Raw genomic sequence first — 23,816 nt, 5'->3', positions numbered from 1 at the left:
CCCTATTTTCCGATGCAGAAGCTCGAGAAGATTTCGCCAAGGACATCCTCCACATCGACCCGACCCACCAAAGTGTCAAGCGCGCGCACGGCAAGCCGAAGGTCTTCGGCCGCCAGATCGAGCAGATCGGAGGATTCCGCCTTGGAGCGGCACTCTTCCAGAGCGGCAATGCCGGAAAGCAAGGCTTCGCGATGCCGCTCCCGAATCGCGACCCCCGCCCCTTCGCTCCGCTTCTCGAGACGACTGGCAATTTCATCGAGCAGTTCCGGCACGCCCAGCCCGGTCAGACCGGAAATGCCGGGGTGCCCGGATCGGTCCCGATCCGCCAGCCCCACCCGAACAAGGTCATTCGGATGATCGCCGCCATCCCTGTAGTCTTCGGCGGTCACAAGATGCACGCGAATATCGGCATTCTCCGCACGCTGCTTCGCCCGGGCAATCCCGATCGCTTCGATCTCGTCACCCGCATCCCTGAGCCCCGCCGTATCGAGCAAGGTGACAGGCAAGCCACGAAGATCCATCCGAACCTCGATGACATCGCGCGTGGTGCCCGGTATGTCCGAGATGATCGCGGCGTCTCGGCCAGCCAAGTGATTGAGAAGCGTGGATTTTCCCATATTGGGTGCGCCGATGATCGCGACCTCGAACCCATCCCTGATGCGTTCCGCGGCCCCGACCCCCTGGACTTCCGCGCGCATCGCCGTCTCGCAGCGCGAGAGCAGGTCCAGCACCTCCGGCGTGACATCGACAGGGACATCCTCATCGGCGAAGTCGATGGTCGCCTCCAGCAGCGCCATCGCGCGCAGAAGGTCACGCTTCCAGATATCGGCCTTCCGCCCCAGCCCGCCGGACATCACCCGCATCGCCTGACGGCGCTGCGCTTCGGTCTCCGCATCGACAAGGTCAGCCAAGCCTTCGACCTGCGAAAGATCCAACCGGCCGTTTTCCAGCGCCTGGCGGGTAAATTCGCCCGGGAGCGCCAGGCGCAGCTCCGGCTGCCCCGAAAGCTCATTCAGAACGGCGTTGATCACCGCCCGGCTGCCATGCAGATGCAGTTCGACGACCGGCGCCCCGGTAAAGCTGCGCCCCTTCTCGAAGGTCAGGACCAGCGCCTCGTCGAGAACCTCGCCCTCGGCCGACCGAAGCCGCCGCAGACCCCGCCCATGCCGGGGCAAGGGCCCCGCCATCCGTTCGGCCACGCCATGCGCCGCGGGACCCGAGATCCGGATCACGGCGACCCCTGCCCGGCCACGCGCGGTCGCCAAGGCGTAGATCGTCTCCACATCCATCGCCGCGCTCCGCGTCAGGTGTTCATCGAGTCGAAGAAATCGGAATTGGTCTTGGTCTGTTTCAGCTTCGAGATCAGGAACTCGATCGCATCCGTGGTGCCCATCGGATTGAGGATGCGGCGCAGCACATAGGTCTTCTGCAGATCGACCTTCTCGACCAGCAGGTCCTCCTTGCGGGTGCCGGATTTGAGGATGTCCATCGCCGGGAAGACGCGCTTGTCGGCAACCTTGCGGTCGAGCACGATCTCCGAATTGCCCGTCCCCTTGAACTCCTCGAAGATCACCTCGTCCATCCGGCTGCCGGTGTCGATCAGCGCGGTCGCGATGATGGTGAGCGAGCCGCCCTCCTCGATGTTGCGCGCCGCGCCGAAGAACCGCTTCGGGCGCTGCAGCGCGTTGGCATCGACACCGCCGGTCAGCACCTTGCCCGAAGACGGCACGGTGGTGTTGAACGCGCGGCCAAGGCGGGTGATCGAATCGAGCAGGATCACCACGTCGCGCTTGTGCTCGACGAGGCGCTTGGCTTTCTCGATCACCATCTCGGAGACGGCAACGTGCCGCGTCGCGGGCTCGTCGAAGGTCGAGGAGACGACCTCGCCCTTGACCGAGCGCTGCATGTCGGTGACCTCCTCGGGCCGCTCGTCGATCAAGAGCACGATGAGATAGCACTCGGGATGGTTCTTCTCGATCGAATGGGCGATGTTCTGCAACAGCACCGTCTTGCCGGTGCGCGGCGGCGCCACGATGAGCGAGCGCTGCCCCTTGCCGATCGGCGAGACGAGATCGATGATCCGCGCCGAGCGGTCCTTGGTCGCCGCTTCTTCTTCGACCTCCATCTTCAGCCGCTCGTCGGGGTAGAGCGGCGTCAGGTTGTCGAAGGCGACCTTGTGGCGCGCGCGTTCGGGCGCCTCGAAGTTGATCTTCTCGACGCTGACCAGCGCGAAGTAGCGCTCGTTCTCGTTCGGCTCCTGGATCACCCCCTCGACCGTATCGCCGGTGCGCAGGGAAAACTGGCGGATCATGTCGGGCGAGACATAGATGTCGTCGGGGCCCGGCAGGTAGTTCGCCTCGGGGCTGCGCAGGAAGCCGAAGCCGTCCTGCAGCACCTCGAGCACGCCGTCGCCGCCGATGACCCAGTCCTCCTCGGCGCGCTCCTTGAGAATGGCGAACATCATGTCGCCCTTGCGCATGGTCGAGGCGTTCTCGATCTCCAGCTCTTCGGCCAAGGAGAGAAGATCCTTCGGGCTCTGCGCCTTGAGGTCGGCGAGATTCAGGCGGTCCTGGGACATGCAACGATCCTGCGGCGGCCCTCGGGCCGCTCTTGTCAGTCGTGAAAATGGAATCGCTTTGCCCGGACGGGCAAGCGGGGAGAAGTCTTAGGCGTGGACAAGTCGCGCGTCAACGCTGCTGGGGGGCCCTCAGAACGGGCGGACCACCACCGCCACCACGATCACCAGCAAAAGCAGCGTCGGCACCTCGTTGGCGATGCGGTACTGCCGCCCGGTGCGGCTGTTGGTGCCCGCCGCGAACTCGCGGCGCCGCTTCGACAGCCAGCCATGCATCCCCGTCATCGCCAGCACCGCCACCGCCTTGATCCAGGGCCAGGGCTGCGACCAGTCGACCACCCCGGTGGAGATCAGCAGAAGACCGAAGATCCAGGTCGAGATCATCGCCGGGCTCATGATCAGCCGCAGCAGCTTCGCTTCCATGATCTGGAAGGTCTCATCGAGCTCCGAGCCCTTCTCTGCCCGCTCCGCGTGATAGACGAAGAGCCGCGGCAGGTAGAACATCCCAGCCATCCACGCCACGAAGGACAGGATGTGTCCGGTCTTTATCCACGGATAGGCCGCAGCCAGCAGGTCGGTCATCTCGGTCCCCTTCTCAGACCGGCCCCTTCTCAAATGAATAAGGATAAAAGAAAAGATGAAGAGAGTAGTAGGGAGGTGGATAAGCGGGGTTTGAACGCCCATCCCCAGAGTCGTCCACAGGATGATCGACTCCCACGAGGACTCGGAACGACTCGGCTACATCGGTTATCTCGTTGTTATAGAGTGCAAAAAATTTAGGACTTGCCGCTGTGAAGCCCCGAGTCGCGCGCTTGACTCCCGCTTTTGCCCACAATCGGCCCCAGACTGCGTCTTGTTCTCGCCCCCAGTGGATAAGTCGCTGAGTCGCACCGGCGACTCACCCCGCTTGTCCCGAGTCGCGACAGCGGTCACAACTCTCCACCGAGTCGTGCTCATGATTCGATCCCGATTCCTCCCTAGAGTCGTCCACAGGCCGCCATGACCCAAAACCTCGTCCTTGCCTCCGGATCCCGGATCCGCGCCAATCTGCTGAAGGGCGCCGCGATCCCCTTCGAGATCGAAAAGGCCCGCATCGACGAAGCCGCGCTGAAGGCCGCGCTTCTGGCCGAAGGCGCGCCGCCGCGCGATCTCGCCGACAAGCTCGCCGAGATGAAGGCGCTTAAGGTCTCGGCCCGCCGCCCCGGTGCCTTGGTGCTCGGCTGCGATCAGGTGCTGAACCTCGGGGGCGAAGTCTTCTCCAAGCCCGAAAGCCCCGATGAGGCGGTCGAGCAGCTCACCCGCCTGTCGGGCCGCACGCATCAGCTTCTTTCGGCGGCGGTGGTCTGCCTCGATGGGGAGCCGGTCTGGCGCCATGTCGGCGTGGTCCGGCTCGACATGGCGAAATGCTCCGAGCGCTACCTGCGCGATTACGTCGACCGCAACTGGGACTCGATCCGCCACTCGGTGGGCGGCTACAAGCTCGAGGAGGAGGGCGTGCGCCTCTTCGTGCGGGTGATGGGCGATTACTTCACCGTGCTGGGCCTGCCGCTGGTCGAGCTGATAAACTGGCTGGTGCTGAGGGGAGATCTCGACAGATGAGCGCGCATCGCATTCCGCTGGCGGGGGTGCTCGGCGCCCCCATCGCCCATTCCCGCTCGCCGCGCCTTTTCGCGCATTGGCTCTCGGAGATGGGGATCGAGGGGCATTACGCCCCGCTCCACGTGGAGCCGGATGATTTCGGCCATGTCGTTCGCACCCTGCCCCGCATGGGATTTCGCGGCGCCAATGTGACGCTGCCGCACAAGCTCGCGGCATTGCAGATCGCCGATCATGTCAGCGACCGCGCGAAGCGCATCGGTGCGGCCAACACGCTGACCTTCCGCGAGGACGGCATCCATGCCGACAACACCGACGGCCATGGCTTCATCGCCAATCTGCGCCATTCCGCGCCCGACTGGACGGCAAGCGCCGGTCCGGCGGTGGTGCTGGGCGCGGGCGGGGCCGCGCGCGCGGTGCTCGACGCGCTGATCGAGGCCGGCACGCCCGAGATCCGGCTCGCCAATCGCACCCGCGCCCGGGCCGAGGCGCTGGCCGAGGCCTTCGGGCCGAAGATCCGCGTGGTCGATTGGGCCGAGGCCGCCCCGGCGCTGGAGGGCGCGGCAACCCTCGTCAACACCACATCGCTCGGCATGGCGGGCGCCGATCCCTTCGATCTCGACCTCTCCGCCCTGCCCGCCTCGGCGCTGGCGACCGATATCGTCTACACCCCGCTCGACACGCCGATGCTGATCGCCGCGCGCGCCCGCGGCTGCCGCACGGTGGACGGGCTCGGCATGTTGCTGCACCAGGCCGTGCCGGGCTTCGAGCGCTGGTTCGGCGCGACGCCGAATGTGACGGAGGCGCTGCGCGCGAAGGTGCTGGCGTGACCTTCCGCCTCGGCCTCACGGGCTCGATCGGCATGGGCAAATCCACGACGGCGGCGATGTTCGCCGATGAGGGCCTGCCGGTCTGGGATGCCGACGCCGCCGTGCACCGGCTCTACGGGCCGGGCGGTGCGGCCGTGGAACCGATGCGCGCGGCCTTCCCCGAAGCCGTCGCCGAGGGGGCAGTTTCACGCGACGCGCTCAAGCGCATCATCGCCGCCGATCCCGCCGCCCTGCCCCGCATCGAAGCCATCGTGCATCCGCTGGTGCAGGAAGACCGCGAGGCCTTCGTCGCGGCGCAGAGCGCCGATATCACCCTGCTCGACATCCCGCTGCTCTACGAAACCGGCGGCGAGGCGCAGATGGACGCCGTCGTGGTGGTCAGCGCCCCGCCCGAAGTGCAGGCCGCCCGCGTGCTCGCCCGCCCCGGCATGACGCGCGCGCAGCTCGATACGATCCTCGCGCGGCAGATGCCGGATGTTGAGAAACGCGCCCGCGCCGACTACCTGATCGAGACGGTGACACTCGACGCGGCCCGCGCCGCCGTGCGAGAGGTGATCGACCGGATCAGGAGAGAGCTGCGCGATGCGTGAGATCGTACTCGACACCGAAACCACCGGCTTCGAGCCCGCCGAGGGCGACCGCATCGTCGAGATCGGCGCGGTCGAGCTGCTCAACCATATGCCCACGGGCCGGACCTATCACCAATACATCAACCCCGAACGCTCCATGCCCAAGGGCGCCTTCGAGGTGCACGGGCTGGGCGACGATTTCCTGCGCGACAAGCCGAAATTCGCCGCCATCGCGCAGGATTTCCTCGATTTCATCGGCGATGCGCGGCTGGTGATCCACAACGCCGCCTTCGACATGAAATTCCTCAACGCCGAGCTGGGCTGGGTCAACAAGCCCAGGATCCCGATGGACCGCGCGCTCGACACGCTGGCCATCGCGCGCAAGCGCTTTCCCGGCTCGCCCGCCTCGCTCGACGCGCTGTGCCGTCGCTTCGGCATCGACAACGGCGCGCGCACGCTGCACGGCGCGCTGCTCGACAGCGAGATCCTGGCCGAGGTCTATCTGGAGCTGATCGGCGGGCGGCAGCCCGATTTCGCGCTGGGTGTCGCGCAGGGAGGCGGCAATGATGCGGCGCAGTCCGAATGGCGCCCGCGTCCGCGATCCGCGCCGCTGCCTCCCCGGATCACCGAGGAAGAGGCCGCCGCCCATGCCGAATTCATCGGCAAGCTGGGCGACGACGCGCTTTGGAAGAGGTTCGGCTAGGCCTCAGGCGGTGCCCGACGGGCCCTGCTCGGCCTCGGCAGCCTTCTGGGCCTGCTGCTGCTGCGCGCGGCGCTGAAGCTCGTTGCGGTAAAGCTGCAGGAAGTCGATCTGCTCGAGGTTCAGCGGCGGGAAGCCGCCATCGCGGGTCACGTCCGACACGATCCGGCGCAGATAGGGGAAGATCATGCGCGGGCATTCGATCAGCAGATAGGGGTGCAGCTGGTCGTCCGGCACGCCGGAGATCTGGAACACGCCGGCATATTCGATCTCGAAGATGAACAGCGGCTCGCCCGACTCCTTGGCCTTCGAGGTGATGTTGAGCTTGGTGATGACCTCGTACTGGCCTTCCTGGCCGCGCTTGCGCGCATCGAGGTTGACCTGAACCGAGACCTCGGGCTGCAGGTCGCCCGACAGGCCCTTCTGCGCCAGCGCGTTCTCGAAGGACATGTCGCGGATATATTGCGCGACGATGCGCTGCGTCACCTTGGGCTGCTGTTGCGCCTGGCCTTCGGGCTGCGGGCTGGCGGGGGCGTCGGGCGTGTCGGTCATCTGGGATCCTCCGGTGTCAGTTAGGCCTTATCTATCAGCCCCCGCGCCCCCCCTCAATGGCGGGTCCAGCCCGAGGGATGCGTCGGCGCCGGGCCCTCGCCCAGCTCCTGGTAATCGCCGTCGATCACCGTGTCGCGCGGACGCTCATGGCTGCCCGGATAGCCGCCCGGTTGGCGGGGATGGGCGCCATGCGGCGGCTGGCCCATCTCGAAGCTCGCCACCTTCACCCGGTCCTTCAAAAGCTTGAACACCCGGCCGCGCACCGCCGGGACCAGCAGCGCGAAGCCGCAGGCATCGGTGAAGAAGCCCGGCGTCAGCAAGAGCGCGCCCGCGAACAGGATCATCGCGCCATCGGCCAGCGCGCGCGAAGGGTCCGACAGCTCGGACATCGACCGCTTGAGCCGGGCGACCGCCTGAAGCCCCTGCCCGCGCACCAGCGCGGTCCCGGCGATCGCGGTCAGCACCACGATGAGAAGCGTCGGCCAGAGCCCGATCAGACCGCCGACCTGGATGAACAGGCCGATCTCGATCAGCGGCACGGCGAGGAAGGCGATGAAGAGCCACATGGGCGGTCTCCCGAAGGTCTGTGAGCGTCCCCGCGCCCCGCGACGATCCGCGCCGGTGGGTCGGTGGACTTGAAGGTTCGCGTGGCTTACATAGGTGCGACATGGGTCCGGTGCGAGGCCCGTGCTGACATGAGGCGCCGAATGAACTCTCCCATCATCCAGCTTCTGGTGCTCGCAGGCATCGCCATCTTCCTGATCCTGCGGCTGCGCGGGGTGCTGGGCACGCGCGAGGGCTTCGAAAAGCCGAGCCTTCCCGCGCAGACCGAAAAGCGCCGCGCGCGCCCCGAATTCGAGGTGATCGAGGGCGGCCCCGACCGCGACATCACCGATCACGTTCCCGAGGGCAGCGACGCCGCCAAGGCGCTCTACGCGATGAAGGCCGCGGATCCGTCGTTCAACCTGAGCGAGTTCCTGCAAGGGGCACGCGGCGCGTACGAGATGATCCTCATGGCCTTCGAGAACGGCGATCTCGAAAGCGTGAAGCCGTTTCTTTCCGATGACGTCCACGAGGCCTTTGCCGAGGTGGTCGCCGCGCGCGAGCGCGAGGGGCTCAAGGTCGAGGCGACCTTCGTCGGTCTGGGCGAGGTCGCGGTGCGCGATGCGAGCTTCGATGCCGATACGCGCGAGGGCGAGATCGCCGTGCGCTTCACCGGCGAGCTGACTTACGTGGTGCGCAACGCCGCGGGCGAGATCGTCGAGGGCTCGACCTCCGAGATCAAGCGCCAGCGCGATGTCTGGACCTTCGGCCGCGTGATGGGCACCGAGGATCCCAACTGGAAACTGGTGGCGACCGGGGAATGATCCGGCGCGCGGCGGCACTGGCGCTGGCCCTCGGGCTGCCGCTCGGCGCGGCGGCAAGCCCGAAGCTTCTGGGGTTCCAGCAACTCGACGGCTGGGCCGCCGATGACCACGCCGCCGCGCTGACCGCCTTTCTCGAAACCTGCCGGGACCTGCGCGACCGCGATTGGCAGGCGCTGTGCGGCGTGGCGGGCGAGGCCGAGGACGCCAGGAGCTTCTTCGAGCTGTTCTTCCTGCCGGTGATGGTCGAGGACGGGGCGGATGCGCTCTTCACCGGCTATTACGAGCCCGAGCTGCGCGGCTCCGAGGTGCCCGACGGGCGCCATGTCGCCCCGGTCTACCGCGTGCCCGACGATCTGCCTTCCGAGGAGCCGTGGCTCACCCGGCAACAGATCGAGGAAGGCGGCGCGCTCAAGGGGCGCGGGCTCGAGATCGCCTATGTCGATCCGGTCGAGCTGTTCTTCTTGCAGATCCAGGGTTCGGGCCGGGTGCGGCTGCCATCGGGGCAGGTGATCCGGCTCGGTTACGGCGCGGCTAACCGCCAGCCCTATTCCTCGATCGGGCAGGAGCTGGTCGCGCGCGGCATCTACGAGCCGCACCAAGTGTCGGCCGACGTGATCCGCTCATGGGTCAGGCGCAACCCGGTCGACGGGCGCGAGCTGTTATGGACCAACCGCTCCTACGTCTTTTTCCGCGAGGTGAACGAGGTCCCGCCCGAGCGCGGCCCCTTGGGCGCGATGAACCGCTCGATCACGCCCTTGCGCAGCATCGCGGTGGACCCGTCGATCGTGCCGCTCGGCGCGCCGGTCTGGATCGAGACCGAGGGCGAGGACCGGTTTCGCCGGTTGATGATCGCGCAGGACACCGGATCGGCGATCAAGGGCGCCCAGCGCGCCGACATCTTCTTCGGCACCGGCAAGCTCGCGGGCAAGCGCGCGGGCCGGACCCGCGACACCGGGCGGATGGTGATGCTGCTGCCGATCCAGCGCGCGCTCGACATGCTGCCCCAGACGCTGGCCGACCCGGCCTGATGGCGCGCAAGCCCCGGCACCTGTCGCCCGAGGAGAAGGCCCTGTGGGACAGCGTCGCGCGACAGGCCGCGCCGATGCGCAAGCCGCGCGCGCCCGCCCCCGAGGCCAAGCCCGCGCCCAAGCCCGTGGACCCCGCCCCCCCGGAGGCGTTCGATCCGCTGCCCCGGTTCAGGGTCGGGCAGAAGGCCGAGACCGCGCGCAAGGATGATCTCCTGCCCGGCCTGCGCGACCGGCTGCGCGCCGCCCCGGTGGCGATGGATGCCAAGGCGCATGGCCGCATGACCCGCGGCAAGCTCAGGCCCGAGGCGCGGCTCGACCTGCACGGCATGACCATGTCCGAGGCGCATCCCGAGCTGGTGGCCTTCATCCTGTCGAGCCAGGCGATGGGCCGCCGGCTCGTGCTGGTGATCACCGGCAAGGGCCGGGAAAAGGACTACGAGGCGCCGATGCCGGTGCGCCACGGGGTGCTGCGCCATCAGGTGCCGCAATGGCTCGGCCTGTCGCCGCTCAGACAGGCGGTGCTGCAGATCACCCCGGCGCATATCCGCCATGGCGGCGACGGCGCCTATTACGTCTATCTGCGCCGCGCCCGCTAGGCGGCGCGGGGCTGCGCCTGCGCGCGGGGCAGGAGCCGCGCCGCGCGGCGCACGCCAAAGGCGGCGAGCAGCCCGGCAAGGCCGAGATAGGCCGCGATGCCCAGCATCTGGTCCGGGAAATCGACGCCGCGGTCGATCAGCAGCCCGCTGACCCCCGGTCCCACCGCCGAGCCGAAGACCATCACCGCCGCCGCCGCCGACTTGATCGCGCCGATATGGCGCGTGCCGTAGAACTCGGCCCAGAAGGCGCCGGGCAGCACCGCCTGCGCCCCGGTGCCGATCCCGAGCACCGCGAGGCCCAGCGCCGCCATGCCCAGCCCGTCGGCCTGCGAGAGCACGAGGAAGGCCAGCGTCCACGGAACCATCAGGAACGGCATCAGCCGCGCCGTGCCGAACCGGTCGAGTGCTGCGCCGGTGGCGAAATTGGCGCCGATGGTGAGCGCGGTGAAGAGCGGCATCAGCGCCACCCATTGCCCGAGGCTCCAGGGCTTCAGCTCCGACAGATGCACCTGCTGGAAGAACAGCGCCGTGCCCCATGCGGGCGGGCCGAGCAATGCGGGCACGATCAGCCAGAACAGCCAATGCGTCACCGCCGCGTTGCGGGTCCAGTGCCGCCCGGCCATGCCGAACGACTGGCCCGCCTGCGCGATGCTCTGCGGCGTCCGCTCCTGCCGCAGCAGCGCCAGAGCCGGCGGCATGGCGAGGAAGGACAGCCCCGCGGCCACGACCCACAGGGCGCGCCAGTCCACCAGCCCCAGCCCCGCCACGAAGAGCACCGGCAGCACCGCCTGACCCAGCGCCACGCCCATCGAGGCGACCGACAGCGCCTTGCCCCGCCCGGCGGCGAACCAGCGCGCCATGGCCACGGCGGAGATATGGACCATCATCCCCTGACCCGCGAAGCGCAGCACGAAGATCACCGGCACCAGCGCCCAGCCCCAGCCCCCCGGCAGCAGCGCCATGGCAAGGCAGCCCAGCCCCAGAAGCGCCATCGCCGCCGGGCCGAGGCGGCGCGCGCGAAACCGGTCGGTCAGCCCGCCCGCCCAGATCATCGCCAGCGCCGAAAGCGTCGTGCCTGCCGTGTAGATCCCGCCCCAGGCGCCGTGGCTCAGCCCGAATTCGGCGCGGATCTCGCCTGCGAAGATCGAGACGAAGAAGGTCTGGCCGAAGGAGGAGCCGAAGCTCAGCAGCGCGCCCGCGGCGAGGAAGGGCGCGTTGTCGCGCAGGAATCGCAGGAAGCTCATGCAGGCGTCTTTCGAAGTCACGGGGCCGGGGGGCAGGGCCGGGGGCAATGAAGGGGATCGAAACCTTCCCCGACTCCAGGCGTTTGTGGGACGAAGCCTGCAAGGAGTCCACCGGACATGTCCGATCCGATCGCTGCCCGACCCACCCCGGACCGGGCCGGGATCCGTGTGATCTGCAACGATCATTCGGGCCGCAACAGCCGCGAAGCCGAGGCCATCGACCGGGCGATGAAGGTGCTCGGCCCCGAGGCCGAGCTGCGCCACGTCAAGGGCCGCGACATCGCCGGGGCGGCGCAGGCGGCCGTCGGCGAGGGCGTCGGCACCGTGGTCGCGGCGGGCGGCGACGGCACGATCATGGCCGTCGCCTCGGCGCTTAGGGGCTCGGGCTGCGCGCTGGGCATCCTGCCCTTGGGCACCTTCAACTTCTTCGCCCGTGGCTACGGCATCCCCGAAGACCCCGAAAGCGCGGCCCGCGTCATCGCCGCCGGGCATCGCCGCAAGGTCGATCTGGGCGCGGTGAACGGGCAGCTCTTTCTCAACAATGCCAGCATCGGTGTCTATCCCGCCATCCTCAAGGAGCGCGAGACCGTCTATCGCCGCTGGGGCCGCCGCCGCATCGCCGCGCATTGGTCGGTGCTCAAGACCTTCTGGCGGTTCCGGCGTCCGCTCAAGGTCGAGATCGAGGTCGAGGGGCAGCGCCGCCGCTTCCGCACACCGCTGGTCTTTGCCGCGCGCTCGGCCTTTCAGCTCGAACATTTCGGGCTGCAGGGCGCCGATTGCATCCGCGATGGCAAGTTCTCGGTCTTCGTCGCGCCCAATGAGGGGCGGATGGGGCTCTTGTCCGACGCGCTGCGCCTTGCCGTGCGGCAGATGCGGCTGGGCGAGGATTTCGAGCTGATCTGCACCGACCGGCTGACGATCCATCTCAGGCGCGCGCAACAGCTCGTCGCCTGCGACGGCGAGAAGTTCACCATGCGCGGGCCGCTGGAATTCGAGATGATCCGCGATGCCTTCGAGGTGATCGTGCCGGAGGAGGCGAAGGACAAGGTCCAGCCGGGCGGGCGCGCGGCATGAGGCGCGTGCTGCATATCTCGGACCTGCATTTCGGCCGCACCCGCGAGGACCTGCTCGATCCGTTGATCGAGACGATCAACGCGCTTTCGCCCGATCTCGTGGCCTTTTCCGGCGACCTGACCCAGCGCGCGCGCGAAAGCCAGTTCGCCCAGGCCGCCGAGTTCATCTCGCGGCTGACGCCGCCGGTCTTCACCGTGCCGGGCAATCACGACACGCCGATCGACAATCCGTGGCTGCGCTTCGTCAAGCCGTTCCACCGCTACCAGAAGATCATCAGCGAGGATCTGGAACCCGAATATGCCGACGAGGAAGTGGCGCTGGTCGGGGTCAACACCGTCAACCGCTTCGCCTGGCAGTCGGGCAAGATCAGCCGGCGCACCATAAGGCGGATCTGCGATGCGTTCTCGGAGGTGAAGGACGGTCGGACCCATCTGGCGATGATGCACCACCCGCTCGAACATGATCCGGGCACCGAAAAGCGGCTGATGCGCGGCGCGCGCGCCGCCGTCGCCTGTCTCGGACGCTGCGGCGCCGACGTGGTGCTTTCGGGCCATCTGCACAACGCCGCCGTCGCCCCGCTCACCGCGGCGCCGGGCGTGCTTCTGGTGCAGGCGGGGACGGGGCTGTCCTCGCGGCTGCGCGAGGAGACCAACAACTTCAACCTGCTGCACATCGCGCCCGACGCGATCAAGGTGGAGCGATACGGGGCCGAGGACCGGCCCCGCTTCGGGATCATCCAGACCGCGCGCTTCGCCAAGACCAAGGGGGTCTGGCGCGAGGTCTAGAGCACGTAGCGCGACAGGTCGGTCGAGCGCGACAGCTCGCCCAGATGCGCCTCGACAAAGGCCTCGTCGACGGTGATCGTCTCGCCCGCGCGGTCGGGCGCGGTGAAGCTCAGCTCCTCGAAGACCCGTTCCAGCACGGTATAGAGCCTGCGCGCGCCGATATTCTCGACCGAGCGGTTCACCTCCGCCGCGATCCGCGCCAAGGCCGCGATGCCCTCGGGCGTGAACTCGACCGTCACCTCCTCGGTGCCCATCAGCGCCGTGTACTGGCGGGTCAGCGCGTTGTCGGTCTCGGTCAGGATGCGGACGAAATCCTCCTCGGTCAGCGCGCGCAGCTCGACCCGGATCGGCAGGCGGCCCTGAAGCTCGGGCAGAAGGTCCGAGGGCTTGGCCACGTGAAAAGCGCCCGACGCGATGAACAGGATGTGGTCGGTGCGGATCGGGCCGTGCTTGGTGGTCACGGTGGTGCCCTCGATCAGCGGCAGCAGGTCGCGCTGCACGCCCTCGCGGCTGACATCCGCGCCGCGCGCATCCGACTTGGCGCAGACCTTGTCGATCTCGTCGAGAAAGACGATGCCGTTCTGCTCCACGTTCTCGACCGCGGCCTTGGTGACCGTCTCGTCGTCCAAAAGCTTGTCGGCCTCGTCGGCGATCAGGAGGTCGTAGCTCTCGGCCACGGTGACGCGCTTCTTGACCTTGCGGCCACCCATCGCCTTGCCGAAGATGTCGCCGAGATTCATCATGCCGCCGGGCTGGCCGGGGATGTCCATGCCCTGCATCGGGTTGGAGCTGTCGGTCACCTCGATCTCGATCATCGTGGTGTCGAGCTCGCCGCCCTTGAGCTTGCGACGGAACATCTCGCGCGTCTGGTCGCGCGCATCGGTGCCGGCGATGGCGGTGATGACGCGGTTCTCGGCCGCCTCATGCGCCTTGGACTTCACCTCCTCGCGCATCTGCTCGCGGGTCTGGAAGATCGCGGCCTCGACGAGATCGCGGATGATCTGCTCCACGTCGCGGCCGACATAGCCGACCTCGGTGAATTTCGTGGCCTCGACCTTGAGGAAGGGGGCCTGCGCCAGCTTGGCCAGGCGGCGCGAGATCTCGGTCTTGCCGACGCCGGTGGGGCCGATCATCAGGATGTTCTTGGGATACACCTCGTCGCGCAGATCCGCGCCGAGCTGCTTGCGCCGCCAGCGCGAGCGCAGGGCGACGGCGACGGCGCGCTTGGCCTCCTTCTGGCCGATGATGAAACGGTCGAGCTCGGAGACGATCTCGCGGGGGGTCAGGTCGCTCATGGGACTGTCCTTCGTATGGGGAGGGAAGACGCGAGGCTCAGGCCTCGAGCGTCTCCACGGTCAGCTTGCCGTTGGTGTAGACGCAGATGTCGGAGGCGATCGCCATGGCGCGGCGCGCCACCTCCTCGGCATCGAGATCGGTCTCCATCATCGCGCGCCCCGCGGCGAGCGCGAAATTGCCGCCAGAGCCGATCGCGGTGACGTCATGCTCGGGCTCGAGCACGTCGCCCGCGCCGGTGATGACCAGAAGATCCTTGCCATCCGAGACGATCAGCATCGCCTCGAGCTTCTGCAGGTACTTGTCGGTGCGCCAGTCCTTGGCAAGCTCGACGCTGGCGCGGGCAAGCTGCCCGGGCGTGGCTTCGAGCTTCTTTTCCAGCCGCTCCAGCAGGGTGAAGGCATCCGCCGTCGAGCCCGCGAAACCGGCGATGACATCGTAGCCGCCGGGCGACAGCCTGCGCACCTTGCGCGCGGTGCCCTTGATCACGGTCTGGCCGAGGCTCACCTGCCCGTCGCCGGCGATCACCACCTTGCCGCCCTTGCGCACGCCGATGATGGTCGTGCCGTGCCAGCCGGGAAACTCGTCGCTCATCTTGCCTCCTGTCGGGCGCGGGTGAACCCGCGCGCCATGCGTATTTGTCGAAAGATGAAGGGGAGGGCCCCCTTCGCCATCCGGGCCGATATGGGGGCCGGGGCGGGCGAGGGCAAGTTTGCCCCGGATCAGACAGGGGATCAGGCACGAAAAAGGCGCCCGAAGGCGCCTCGATCGTCGTCGTTTGTCCGAGGATCAGACCGATTCGTCGATCCAGCCCTTCAGCGCGGCCTTGGGGGCGGCGCCGGCGCGGTTCGAGACGATCTCGCCATCCTTGAACAGGAACAGGGCCGGAATGCCGCGCACGCCGAGCTGGGCGGGCGAATTCGGGTTCTCGTCGACATTGACCTTCACGATCTTGATCTTGTCGCCATACTCCTCGGACAGCTCCTCGAGGGCGGGGCCGATCATCTTGCAGGGGCCGCACCACTCGGCCCAGAAATCCACCACGACGGGGACATCGGACTGACGCACTTCGGCGTCGAAATTGGCGTCATTGACTGCAACGGTGGCCATCGGGGCTCTCCTTGGGTCTCGGGTTGGATCAGAGACGTAAGGACGCGGGCCTGGCGCGTCAATGGGCGGCCCGGCGCAAGGCCGCCATGACAAGATCGCGCGGCAGGGGCATCAGCGCCGCCCGCGCCGTCCACAGCACCATCACCTCGACCCTGCGGCCGGGCCAGAGCTGCTCCAGCATCGCGGCATAAGCACCCATCTGCCGCAGGATGCCCTCGGGCGTGTCCTCGGGGCGCTCAGGCGCCACGCGGTTGGTCTTGAAGTCGATGGCGGTGACGCGGTCCGCCTCGATCAGCAGCCGGTCGATCGCGCCATGCAGCCGCAGCCCGCCCAGCTCGGGCAGGGCGGCGGTGATCCCGGCCTCGGCCAGCGTGCCGGGGGCGAAGACCGCCTCAAGACCGGGGGCCGCCAGAAGGCCCAGCGCGTCGGTGAGCAGGCTCTCGGTCTCGTCGAGCCCCTCGGCCTCCTCGGCATTGGCCAGAAGACGGCGGCCCTGGGCGGCGCGGCTGTCCTCGGGCAGGGCGGGCAGGTGTTCGAGCAGCAGGTGCATGAGCGTGCCGCGCGCGCGCGCCGTCTCGCCATCGGTCTCCTCGCCCGCATCGCCCGGCATCACCTTGGCCCCGCCGAGATCCGAGGGCGAGAGCGTCGCGGCCTGCGCCTCGGGCAGGACGACGGGTGGATAGGCGGGCGGCGCGGGCAAAGCGGCGGCGGCGGCGCGGGGGGCGAGCAGATCGCCGCAGGCCCAGTCGAGATGCGCGTAGCGCAGCCCCTCGCCGCCGGGCATCGGCGCGGGCGCCGCCCCGATCCGCTCGAGCCCTTCGGCCACGGTGGCGTGCCAGCTCTCGCCCGCCTCGCCCACATCGCCCGGCGCGCAGAGGATCAGCCAGCTTTCGGCCCGCGTCATCGCCACATAGAGCAGGCGGCGGCGCTCGCGCTCCTGCGCCTCGATCAGCCCCTCGCGCAGCGCGCGCATCGGCTCGGGCATCTCGGCGGCAGGCCCGGCCCAAAGCTGCGCCGCGCCCGCGTCATAGAGCCTGTCGCGCAGATCCACCCGGCGCTTGGCGGCGTCGGGCAGGATCACGATCGGCGCCTCCAGCCCCTTGGCGCCATGCACCGACATCACGCGCAGCCGGTCGCCCGCGGATTCCGCCTGCCGCTTGATCTCCAGATCGTCGGTCTCCAGCCATTCGAGAAAGCCGGTCAGACCCGGCACCTGCGCCTGCTCGTAGGAGAGCGCCTGGCTCAGCAGCGCGTCGATCCCGTCCTCGGCCTCGGGGCCGAGCCGGGCAAGCAGGCGGCGGCGGCCGTCATGGCGCAGGAGCAGCCGGTTGATCAGGTCATAGGGGCGCAGGTAGTCGGCCTGCCGGCGCATGTCGTCGAGCAGGGCCAGCGTCTCGGGGTAACGCTCGCGCGCCTCCCTCAGCCGGGGCCAAAGATGGCCGGGGCGGCCATGAGCGAGGCGGTAGAGATCGGCCTCGCTCCAGCCCAGAAGCGGCGAGCGCAGCGCGCAGGCAAGCGACAGGTCGTCCTCGGGCAGCGCGAGAAAGCGCAGGACCGCGGCGATGTCCTTGACCGCAAGCTCGCCGCCGATCCGCAGCCGGTCGGCCCCGGCAACATTGAGCCCCGCCGCCTTGCAGGCGCGGATGATCTCGGAAAACAGCGCCGAGCGCCGCTGCACGAGGATCAGCACGTCGCCCTCGCTGACGGGGCGGCGGTCATAGACGCCCGAATGACCGCGCTCGACCGGGATCGTCTCATGGGCCTTCATCCGCACGATCTCGTCGGCGATGCGGCGGGCGAGCACCACCGCCGGGTCGGTCTCTCCGGGGCGGTCCACCGGGTCGGTCCAGTCGGGCTCCTCGGTCTCGGCCTCGGGCTTTTCGACCGGCGGCCAGAGATCGACCCGGCCCGGCATCTCGGACTTGAAGGCGCGGTGCGGCACCTCGCCACCCAAGCCTTCGCGGTGCGGGCCGACGAAGGTCGCATCCACCGCGCGCAGGATCGCCTCGGAAGAGCGGAAGGAATGTTCGAGATCGAGCCGGTTCAGGCCCGCGCCCGCCGCTTCCAGCCGCGCGCGGAAATGCTCCTGCATCCGGTCGAAGCCCTCGGGGTCGGCACCTTGGAAGGAATAGATCGACTGCTTCTTGTCGCCCACGACAAAGATGGTGCGGCGGCGTTCGGGCTGCGCGCCCTCGCCTGCGGCGAATTCCTGCGCCAGCCGTTCGATCACCGCCCATTGCGCCGGGCTCGTGTCCTGCGCCTCGTCGACGAGGATATGGTCGATCCCGCCATCGAGCCGGAACAGCACCCATTGCGCCACCGCCGGATCGGTCAGCAGCCTGCGCGCCTTGCCGATCAGATCGTCGAAATCGAGCATGCCGCGCAGGAGCTTCTGCCGCTCATAGGCCGGGACGAAGGCGCGGGCGAAGGCGTCGAGCCTGCGGGTCTTGTCCAGCGCGTTCAGCGCCAGCCGCGTGCCGCGCCCCTCCTCGATCCGCGCCATCAGATCGTCGAGCCGTTCGATCAGCGCGGGATCGCTCTCGCGCAGCTTCCTGGTCGGAAACTTGCCGATCTTCGCGCCGAAGGGCGCGGCGGCGGAGGCTCCGAACAGCATGAGGCTTTCGAGAAGGTCGAGCAGCGCGGCATCGGGGGCGGCCTTGAGATCCACGGCGTCGAGCCGGGCCGCCGCCTTCTGATCGGTCACACCGCCCTTGCGCAGCAAGAGCCTGAGCGCCTCCAGCGTGTCGAAATCATCCGGCTCCAAACAGACGTCGTAGAACCGCTCCAGCGTCAGCCCGGCGGGCAGGTCGAAATAGCGCGCCAGCGCCGCGTCGTCGGGCGCGGTGAGAAAGGTCTCGCGCCGCGCCGTGATATCCATCAGCAGCTTGTCGAAGTCTCCCTCCGAGGCCTGCAGCGCCAACGCATCGACGAGGCCGCGCTCCGGCCCCGACGCCATGGCATCGACCACTTCTGCGCGCAGAAGCTGCGCGGTGCGGTCCTCCATCTCGGTGAATTGCGGGCTGACCCCGGCCTCCAGCGGAAAGCGCCTGAGCAGGCCCGCGCAGAAGGAGTGGATCGTCTGGATGCGCAGGCCCCCCGGCGTCTCGATCGCGCGGGCGAACAGCGTGCGGGCCGAGCGCAGCGTGATCGCCTGCGGCGTGCCGAGCCGCTCCAGCGCCTCGCGCAGCGCGCCGTCCTCCATCATCGCCCATTCGCCAAGCCGCCTGAACAGCCGGTTCTGCATCTCCGAGGCGGCGGCCTTGGTGTAGGTCAGGCACAGGATGTTCTGCGGATCGGTGCCGTCCAGGAGCAGCCGCGCCACCCGGTCGGTCAGCACGCGGGTCTTGCCCGACCCCGCATTGGCCGAAAGCCAAGTGGAACTGGCCGGATCGGCGGCGCGGACCTGTCGCTCTGTCGCGTCGTCGCGGATCATCCGACATCCTCCCCTCGGGCTTCGTGCGAGAAATCCCATTCGCCGAAGCGCGACAGGTGGTCGTAATCGCTGCGGTCCTTGTCGCTCATCATCGCCATGCGGGCCGAATAGCCGCGCTCAGGCTCCTGCCAGCGCGCGATCAGCTCGCGCAGCTGGGCCCAGACCTGCGCGGGAGGGATCTCGTCGAGCGGCGCGTCGACGGTCGTGCCCTTGCCCGCCAGCCCGATATAGGCCGCGCCCGCGACGCGGCCCCTCACCTCGATCTCCTGCGCCGCCTTGCTCACGAAAGAGCCATGCTCGGCTATCGCGGCCTCGAGCAGGAGCTGCTTCTCGAAGGTCTTCTGCTGGCTCTTGGTCGGCGGCGCGCCGGTCTTGTAGTCGTAGATCAGCAGCCCCTCGGGGCCTTCGTCGATCCGGTCGGCCTGCGCGGTGAGGGTGAAGTTCAGATCCTTCATCACCGCCGATCCGTCGATCTCGAAATGGCGCGGCGTGGCGCGTTTCTGCCGCGCGGCCTCGGTGGTCAGGAACCAGTCGCTGATCCGGGCGATCCGGGCGATCCAGAGCCTGCGCACGGTGGGCCAGGGGCATTGTGCCTCCAGCACCTCCTCGGTGACCTCCATCAGCCGCGCCTTGGCGCGCGGATCGGTGGGCGCGAGGCGCTCCTTCAGGAATTTCTCGAACACCTCGTGCAGCACCGTGCCGCGCAGCGCGGCGTCGGGCTCTGGCGTCAGCGGATCGAGGCTGCGCAGCCGCAGCACGTTCCGCGCATAGATGGCGTAAGGATCGCGGATCAGCGTGCGGATCGCGGTGACCGAAAGCCGGTCGGGCCGGGCCGCGACGGGCGGGCGGGGCGAGGGGCGCGGCGCGGGGGCCACGCGGGCCTGCGCCACCGAAAGCGCGGTGGCCCGCGCCAGCCAGTCGGCCCCGCGGGCGCGCATCTCGGCCAAGGCGGCACGCCCGCCCTGATCGGGCAGGCCCTCGAGCAGGTTGGTCAGCCGGTTGATCCAGCGCGACGGCACCGTCTCGCTGTCCGAGGAGCGGGTCGAACGGGTGATCCAGACTTCGCGCACCGCGACGGCCTGCTGGTAGTCATGCGCCGAAAGCCCGATGCGGCGCTCGGGCAGCAACAGCCCCGCCTGCGCCCGCATCTTGCGGTTGAGCCACGGATCGGCGGGCGGGGCCTCGGGCCATGAGCCTTCGTTCATCGAGGCAAGGATCGTCAGGTCCGCGCCCTGCACCCGCGCCTCCAGCGTGCCGCGGATGAGGATCTGGGGGTGGCCGATATCGGGATTGCGCACCTCCACCCGGCGCATCACGCCCAGAAACAGCGAGCGGTAATCGCGCGTGCCCATCTCGCCCGCGGCCTCGGCATGTTCGGCCAGCCGGTCGCAGCATTGCCGCGCCGCGCGGCCCGCCGCCTCGTCCCACAGCCCGCCGCTGCCCTCGGCCCCCGGCCCGGAGGCGAGGCATTCGGCAAGCGCGAGGTGACAGTCCAGATGCCCCGAGAGCGGCTTGTCGCCCGCCTCCGGCACGAGGCCCAGCGCCTCGCAGAGCCAATCGGCCCATTCGATCCGCCCTGGCTTCTTACCTGCGGTTCTTACGGCCCACTCTTTGAGTAGTTGGGGATCGGGGTAGGCTGCCCCTCTTCTTCGTAGCTCAAGTTCGAGCTCTCTGGCACGTCTGAGATGCGGGCCACGGTCGCGGCCCGAATGGCACAAGGGGTGCTTGAGGAGCGACAGGATCGCCGAAGGCCCGGGCCGTTCGCCCATGATCTCGGCCACGAGCCGCAAGAACCGCCCCGGCGGGGTCAGCGGCAGCGGCACGCCGGCGCTGTCATCGGCCACGAGATCCCAGCGGTCGAGCGCGGCAGAGACCTGCCGCGTCAGCATCCGGTCGGGGGTCACCAGCGCCACGGTCTTGCCCTCGTCCACCGCCGCGCGCATCCGCAGCGCGATGGTCTCGGCCTCCATCCGGGGCGAGGGGGCTTCAAGAAGCGTCAGCCCCTCGGTCGCGGGGCCGAGATCGCCCAGGCCCGGCCCCTCGTCGCGCCACTGGTCGGTGACCGGAGCCGGGCGCAGCGACAGCGAGACCAGCTTGTTGCGCGCGGGCGACGGCGCGGGCGTGTCGTGCCACAGCCGCAGCTCATCGGCCTCCATGCCGAGCATCCGCAGGATGCGGCGAAAGCGGAACTGCGGGTGATCCTCGGCGGCGAGCGCCTCGTCGAGCCGCTCCCAGACCTCGCGCGGCTGGTTCATGTCGACGCCGGGCAGCACCACCGCGCCCTGTTCCTGTCGCGCCACCGCTTCGAGGAACATGGCCGTCGCCCCGCGCGAGCCGGTGGAACCGGCGACGATCACCGGGTCCGAAGGCGGCGTCTCGGCCCATGTGGCGATCAGGCGCTCCACCGCCATGCGCTGGCGCGCCTCGCGGTCGGGGGCGGCGTCGGGGCCGAACCAGATGTTGACGATGTTGAGAAACTGCAAGGACCGCGCCCAGTGGCCCGAAAGGTCGGTGACGTCGAGACCCGCGATATCGTCGGGCGACACGCCCTCGCCCTGCATCTCGTCCATCAGCCCGGCGAGGCTGTCGGAAAGATCGTAGAGCGCGGCGCGGGGTGCCAGATCGGGCTGCGCCTCGATCAGCCGCGAGACGAGCTGCGTCAGCTCCAGCCTGCGGCGCAGGGGCGCCACCGGCAGCGGCAGCTCCGGCCCCAAGGGATCGAGCGCCAGATCGGTGATCAGCCGCAGCCGCGGCAGCAGCGTCGCGGGGCCCTGATCGAAGATGTCGCGCACCCGGCGGCGCATCCGGTTGGTGCCGAGATAGACCGTGACGCGGGCCATCGCCTCGGGCCCCCGATCGCCAAAGCGCGCGCGCAAGCCAGCCACCAGACCTTCGGCGAAATCGACGCCGCAGGGCAGGGCGTAGAGATGGGCGGTTCCGGCGTCGGGAAAGGTCTCAGAGGACATGATCGCCCTGCAGCATCGATTCTGCGATCGGGATGCAATCGGGGCGGCCGACATCGCACCAGCGCCCCTCATGCACCACGCCGTAGAGCTTCCCCCGCGCCGCGATCTCGTTCCACAGCAGGTTCAGCGAGAAGGCTTCTTCGGCAATCGCGTCGAGCCCGTCGGGCAGGATGATCTGCGCGCCGGAATAGACATGGCCCGGCCCGCGGGTGAGCTGCCCGTCGGGGGCCGCGATGAAATCGCCCTGCCCGGTATGGCCCATCGCGTTCTCGCGCGGCAGCAGCAGAAGAAGCGCCTCCATGCGCGCCGGGTCCCAGGCGCGGCGCAGTGCGAGAAGCGGGTTGGGGCCCGACCAGATGGCGTCGGAATTGAGCGTGTAGACCGGGCCGGGGCCGAGCAGGGGCCGCGCCTTTCTCAGCCCGCCGCCGGTTTCCAGCAAGCGCTCGGTCTCGTCCGACAGGATCACGTCGCGGCCCGCGAGATGGTCGCGCAGCACCTCGCCCTTGTGGTGCAGGTTGACGACCCGCCGGAGCGGCATCAGCGGCGCGGTGAGATCGAGCGCGTGGTCGATCAGGGGCCGTCCGCCCACCTCGACCATCGGCTTGGGGCGCTGGGCGGTGAGCGGCCCCATGCGGCGGCCGAGGCCGGCGGCAAAGATCATGACGGCGCTGGGCATCCCGTTCGGGCTCATGTGGCGGTCTCCTCGGGGGCGGGAATGGCGGCGGCGTGGGGGGCGAGATCCGACAGGGCGGGGTGGCGCAGATCGGCGCGGATCTGGCCCCAGACGCGGGGCATCAGCGTGAGATAGCGGGTCTTGCCGTCGCGCCGGGCGAGCCGGGCGAAGATGCCAAGGATGCGCAGGTTGCGCTGCAGCCCCAGCACCGCGCAGGCGGCGGCGACGGCTGGCGCCTCGCGCCCCGTCCGGGCGGCGAAGCGCGCGATCATCTCCTCGCGCAAGCTTTCAGACACATCGCGGCGGGCGTCGCGCAGAAGCGAGACCAGATCGTATTCGGGCGGCGCGCAGAGCGCGTCCTGAAAATCGAGCAGGCCGATCCGGTCGGTGCCCGCGCGTTCGGGCCGCCAGATCAGGTTCTCGGCGTGGTAGTCCCTGAGCGCCAGCACCGAAGCCTCTGGCGCGTGCCGCTCCAGCGCATCGCGCAGGCCCGATTGCAGCGGCGCGAGGTCGAGCGCGGGGGCGTACCATTCGCCAAGGGGCGCGATCATCTCCGCGCCCATCTTCGGCGTCAGATGCGCCAGCCCGTCCGGCGGCGGCGCGGCCTGCAGCCGGGACAGCACGTCGATCGCGGTCTCGTAGGGGGCCGTGTCGCGCGGGTGGCGCTCGGCCCATTGCGCGACCTGCACGGGCCCGAGATCCTCGATCACCGCGAGGCCCGCCTCGCGGTCGAGCGCGTGGACTGCCGGGGCGCAGAGGCCGAGGCCGCACAGGTGGCGCGCCAGCGCGACGAAGGCGTCGAGCGCGGGCCGCCCGTCCTCGGGGCAGATCATCAGGATCAAGCTCTCGCCCGAGGGCCCGCTCAGCCGCTCGTAGCGCCGGGCCGAGGCATCGCCCGCCAGCGGCGTCCGGGCATGGCCCGACAGGCCGTGCCGGGCGAGGAAGCGCGCGATCTCAGCCAAGCACCGGCTCCAGCCGCGCGCGCCATGCCGCGTTGCCTGTCATGGTGAGCATATGCGTGTCGGGCCGAGCCTCGAAGCCGAGCGAAAGCGCCTCGGGCGGGGCCATGTCGCCCATCCGGTCGGGCCATTCGATCAGGCAGATCGCCCGGCCCAGCGCCTCTTCGAGCCCCAGCTCGACCAGCTCGAAGGGATCGCCCAGACGGTAGAGATCGCAATGCCAGATCTCCGCGCCCGGGGCCTCGTAGCTTTGCACCAGCGTGAAGGTGGGCGAGGGGACCTCTTCGTCGGGGTTGCCGGTGCGGGCGCGGATCAGCGCGCGGGCGAAAAAGCTCTTGCCCGCCCCGATCTGCCCCGACAGCAGCAGCGTGTCGCCCGCGCGCAGATGCGGCGCGAGGGCGCGCGCCAGCGCGAGGCTGTGCGATTCGTCGCGAAGCGCTATGGGTCCGGCGATCAGGCTCATGGC

23 protein-coding genes are annotated in these 23,816 nt (G+C 69.1%); 9 read left to right on the top strand and 14 right to left on the bottom strand.

The features are described 5' to 3' along the window. Positions 1 to 2: 2 nt before the first annotated feature. The 3 genes from mnmE to hemJ form a co-directional block, all read right to left on the bottom strand. The gene (mnmE, locus tag CJ301_RS06165; protein ID WP_099275707.1) at positions 3 to 1,283 is read right to left on the bottom strand and encodes a tRNA uridine-5-carboxymethylaminomethyl(34) synthesis GTPase MnmE; all 1,281 of its coding nucleotides are present in this window, start codon (positions 1,281 to 1,283) and stop codon (positions 3 to 5) included. A gap of 20 nt (positions 1,284 to 1,303) precedes the next feature. Continuing rightward, positions 1,304 to 2,578, bottom strand: a complete 1,275-nt coding sequence (gene rho, locus CJ301_RS06160; RefSeq protein WP_099275379.1) for a transcription termination factor Rho — start codon at positions 2,576 to 2,578, stop codon at positions 1,304 to 1,306. Between the two features lie 129 nt (positions 2,579 to 2,707). Continuing rightward, entirely contained in the window at positions 2,708 to 3,157 is a 450-nt protein-coding gene (gene hemJ / locus CJ301_RS06155) for a protoporphyrinogen oxidase HemJ (protein WP_099275377.1), read from the bottom strand. A gap of 417 nt (positions 3,158 to 3,574) precedes the next feature. Between hemJ and CJ301_RS06150 the strand changes: the two genes are divergently transcribed. Genes CJ301_RS06150 through dnaQ form a run of 4 tightly spaced genes read left to right on the top strand, consistent with a single transcriptional unit; the run spans position 3,575 to position 6,273 of the window. Next, positions 3,575 to 4,174, top strand: a complete 600-nt coding sequence (locus CJ301_RS06150; RefSeq protein WP_099275375.1) for a Maf family protein — start codon at positions 3,575 to 3,577, stop codon at positions 4,172 to 4,174. Then, positions 4,171 to 5,001: a shikimate dehydrogenase gene (locus tag CJ301_RS06145; protein ID WP_099275373.1), complete on the top strand. Its 831-nt coding sequence runs from the start codon at positions 4,171 to 4,173 to the stop codon at positions 4,999 to 5,001. The genes CJ301_RS06150 and CJ301_RS06145 overlap by 4 nt, the downstream gene beginning before the upstream one ends. After that, on the top strand, positions 4,998 to 5,591 hold the full coding sequence (coaE, locus tag CJ301_RS06140) for a dephospho-CoA kinase (protein ID WP_099275371.1): 594 nt from the start codon (positions 4,998 to 5,000) through the stop codon (positions 5,589 to 5,591). The genes CJ301_RS06145 and coaE overlap by 4 nt, the downstream gene beginning before the upstream one ends. Continuing rightward, positions 5,584 to 6,273: a DNA polymerase III subunit epsilon gene (gene dnaQ / locus CJ301_RS06135; protein ID WP_099275369.1), complete on the top strand. Its 690-nt coding sequence runs from the start codon at positions 5,584 to 5,586 to the stop codon at positions 6,271 to 6,273. The genes coaE and dnaQ overlap by 8 nt, the downstream gene beginning before the upstream one ends. Positions 6,274 to 6,276: 3 nt before the next feature. Here the strand turns inward: dnaQ and secB are convergent, their stop codons facing one another. After that, entirely contained in the window at positions 6,277 to 6,822 is a 546-nt protein-coding gene (gene secB / locus CJ301_RS06130; protein WP_099275367.1) for a protein-export chaperone SecB, read from the bottom strand. Positions 6,823 to 6,875: 53 nt separating this feature from the next. Continuing rightward, positions 6,876 to 7,388 (bottom strand): FxsA family protein, encoded by a 513-nt coding sequence (locus CJ301_RS06125; RefSeq protein WP_099275365.1) that lies wholly within the window; start codon positions 7,386 to 7,388, stop codon positions 6,876 to 6,878. A 141-nt stretch (positions 7,389 to 7,529) separates the two neighbouring features. On the opposite strand from CJ301_RS06125, the gene CJ301_RS06120 reads away from it, so the two are divergent. The 3 genes from CJ301_RS06120 to CJ301_RS06110 are packed head-to-tail and all read left to right on the top strand — an operon-like array spanning position 7,530 to position 9,813. Next, positions 7,530 to 8,189 (top strand): Tim44/TimA family putative adaptor protein, encoded by a 660-nt coding sequence (locus CJ301_RS06120; RefSeq protein WP_099275363.1) that lies wholly within the window; start codon positions 7,530 to 7,532, stop codon positions 8,187 to 8,189. Continuing rightward, positions 8,186 to 9,217 carry a murein transglycosylase A gene (gene mltA / locus CJ301_RS06115; protein ID WP_099275361.1) on the top strand — a complete coding sequence of 344 codons (1,032 nt, stop codon included), beginning with the start codon at positions 8,186 to 8,188 and terminating at the stop codon, positions 9,215 to 9,217. The genes CJ301_RS06120 and mltA overlap by 4 nt, the downstream gene beginning before the upstream one ends. Beyond that, complete coding sequence (locus CJ301_RS06110) at positions 9,217 to 9,813, top strand: Smr/MutS family protein (protein ID WP_099275359.1); 597 nt, start codon at positions 9,217 to 9,219, stop codon at positions 9,811 to 9,813. Before mltA ends, CJ301_RS06110 begins: the two co-directional genes overlap by 1 nt. On the opposite strand, the gene CJ301_RS06105 is transcribed toward CJ301_RS06110, so the two are convergent. Next, a complete protein-coding gene (locus CJ301_RS06105) occupies positions 9,810 to 11,057 on the bottom strand; it encodes an MFS transporter (protein WP_099275357.1) in 1,248 nt (415 codons plus the stop codon). The two genes, CJ301_RS06110 and CJ301_RS06105, sit on opposite strands and share 4 nt — an antisense overlap. Before the next feature lie 117 nt (positions 11,058 to 11,174). Here CJ301_RS06105 and CJ301_RS06100 point away from each other — a divergent pair, with 117 nt between their 5' ends. Both CJ301_RS06100 and CJ301_RS06095 read left to right on the top strand, forming a co-directional pair. Further along, entirely contained in the window at positions 11,175 to 12,131 is a 957-nt protein-coding gene (locus tag CJ301_RS06100; RefSeq protein WP_099275355.1) for a diacylglycerol/lipid kinase family protein, read from the top strand. Beyond that, on the top strand, positions 12,128 to 12,916 hold the full coding sequence (locus CJ301_RS06095) for a metallophosphoesterase family protein (RefSeq protein WP_254050084.1): 789 nt from the start codon (positions 12,128 to 12,130) through the stop codon (positions 12,914 to 12,916). Before CJ301_RS06100 ends, CJ301_RS06095 begins: the two co-directional genes overlap by 4 nt. Here CJ301_RS06095 and hslU read toward each other — a convergent pair. The 8 genes from hslU to tsaE all read right to left on the bottom strand — a co-directional run bounded on the left by hslU (position 12,913) and on the right by tsaE (position 23,813). Next, positions 12,913 to 14,211, bottom strand: a complete 1,299-nt coding sequence (gene hslU / locus CJ301_RS06090) for an ATP-dependent protease ATPase subunit HslU (RefSeq protein WP_099275353.1) — start codon at positions 14,209 to 14,211, stop codon at positions 12,913 to 12,915. The two genes, CJ301_RS06095 and hslU, sit on opposite strands and share 4 nt — an antisense overlap. 37 nt (positions 14,212 to 14,248) lie before the next feature. Beyond that, a complete protein-coding gene (hslV, locus tag CJ301_RS06085) occupies positions 14,249 to 14,803 on the bottom strand; it encodes an ATP-dependent protease subunit HslV (RefSeq protein WP_099275351.1) in 555 nt (184 codons plus the stop codon). 195 nt (positions 14,804 to 14,998) lie between these two features. Continuing rightward, entirely contained in the window at positions 14,999 to 15,319 is a 321-nt protein-coding gene (gene trxA / locus CJ301_RS06080) for a thioredoxin (RefSeq protein WP_099275349.1), read from the bottom strand. 58 nt (positions 15,320 to 15,377) lie between these two features. Then, a complete protein-coding gene (addA, locus tag CJ301_RS06075; RefSeq protein WP_099275347.1) occupies positions 15,378 to 18,752 on the bottom strand; it encodes a double-strand break repair helicase AddA in 3,375 nt (1,124 codons plus the stop codon). Next, positions 18,749 to 21,718 carry a double-strand break repair protein AddB gene (gene addB, locus CJ301_RS06070; RefSeq protein ID WP_099275345.1) on the bottom strand — a complete coding sequence of 990 codons (2,970 nt, stop codon included), beginning with the start codon at positions 21,716 to 21,718 and terminating at the stop codon, positions 18,749 to 18,751. Before addB ends, addA begins: the two co-directional genes overlap by 4 nt. Next, positions 21,708 to 22,409, bottom strand: coding sequence for a nucleotidyltransferase family protein (locus tag CJ301_RS06065; protein WP_254050083.1), 702 nt, complete (start codon positions 22,407 to 22,409; stop codon positions 21,708 to 21,710). The genes addB and CJ301_RS06065 overlap by 11 nt, the downstream gene beginning before the upstream one ends. Then, positions 22,406 to 23,353, bottom strand: a complete 948-nt coding sequence (locus CJ301_RS06060) for an aminoglycoside phosphotransferase family protein (RefSeq protein WP_099275343.1) — start codon at positions 23,351 to 23,353, stop codon at positions 22,406 to 22,408. Before CJ301_RS06060 ends, CJ301_RS06065 begins: the two co-directional genes overlap by 4 nt. Then, entirely contained in the window at positions 23,346 to 23,813 is a 468-nt protein-coding gene (gene tsaE / locus CJ301_RS06055; protein WP_099275341.1) for a tRNA (adenosine(37)-N6)-threonylcarbamoyltransferase complex ATPase subunit type 1 TsaE, read from the bottom strand. Before tsaE ends, CJ301_RS06060 begins: the two co-directional genes overlap by 8 nt. Positions 23,814 to 23,816: the final 3 nt, after the last annotated feature.

The sequence above is a fragment of the Limimaricola cinnabarinus genome (assembly GCF_002723615.1).
In the GTDB taxonomy this organism is placed as follows: domain Bacteria; phylum Pseudomonadota; class Alphaproteobacteria; order Rhodobacterales; family Rhodobacteraceae; genus Limimaricola; species Limimaricola cinnabarinus_B.
The sequence above is the reverse complement of the archived record's forward strand: the minus strand, read 5'-3'. Positions and strand labels throughout refer to the sequence as shown.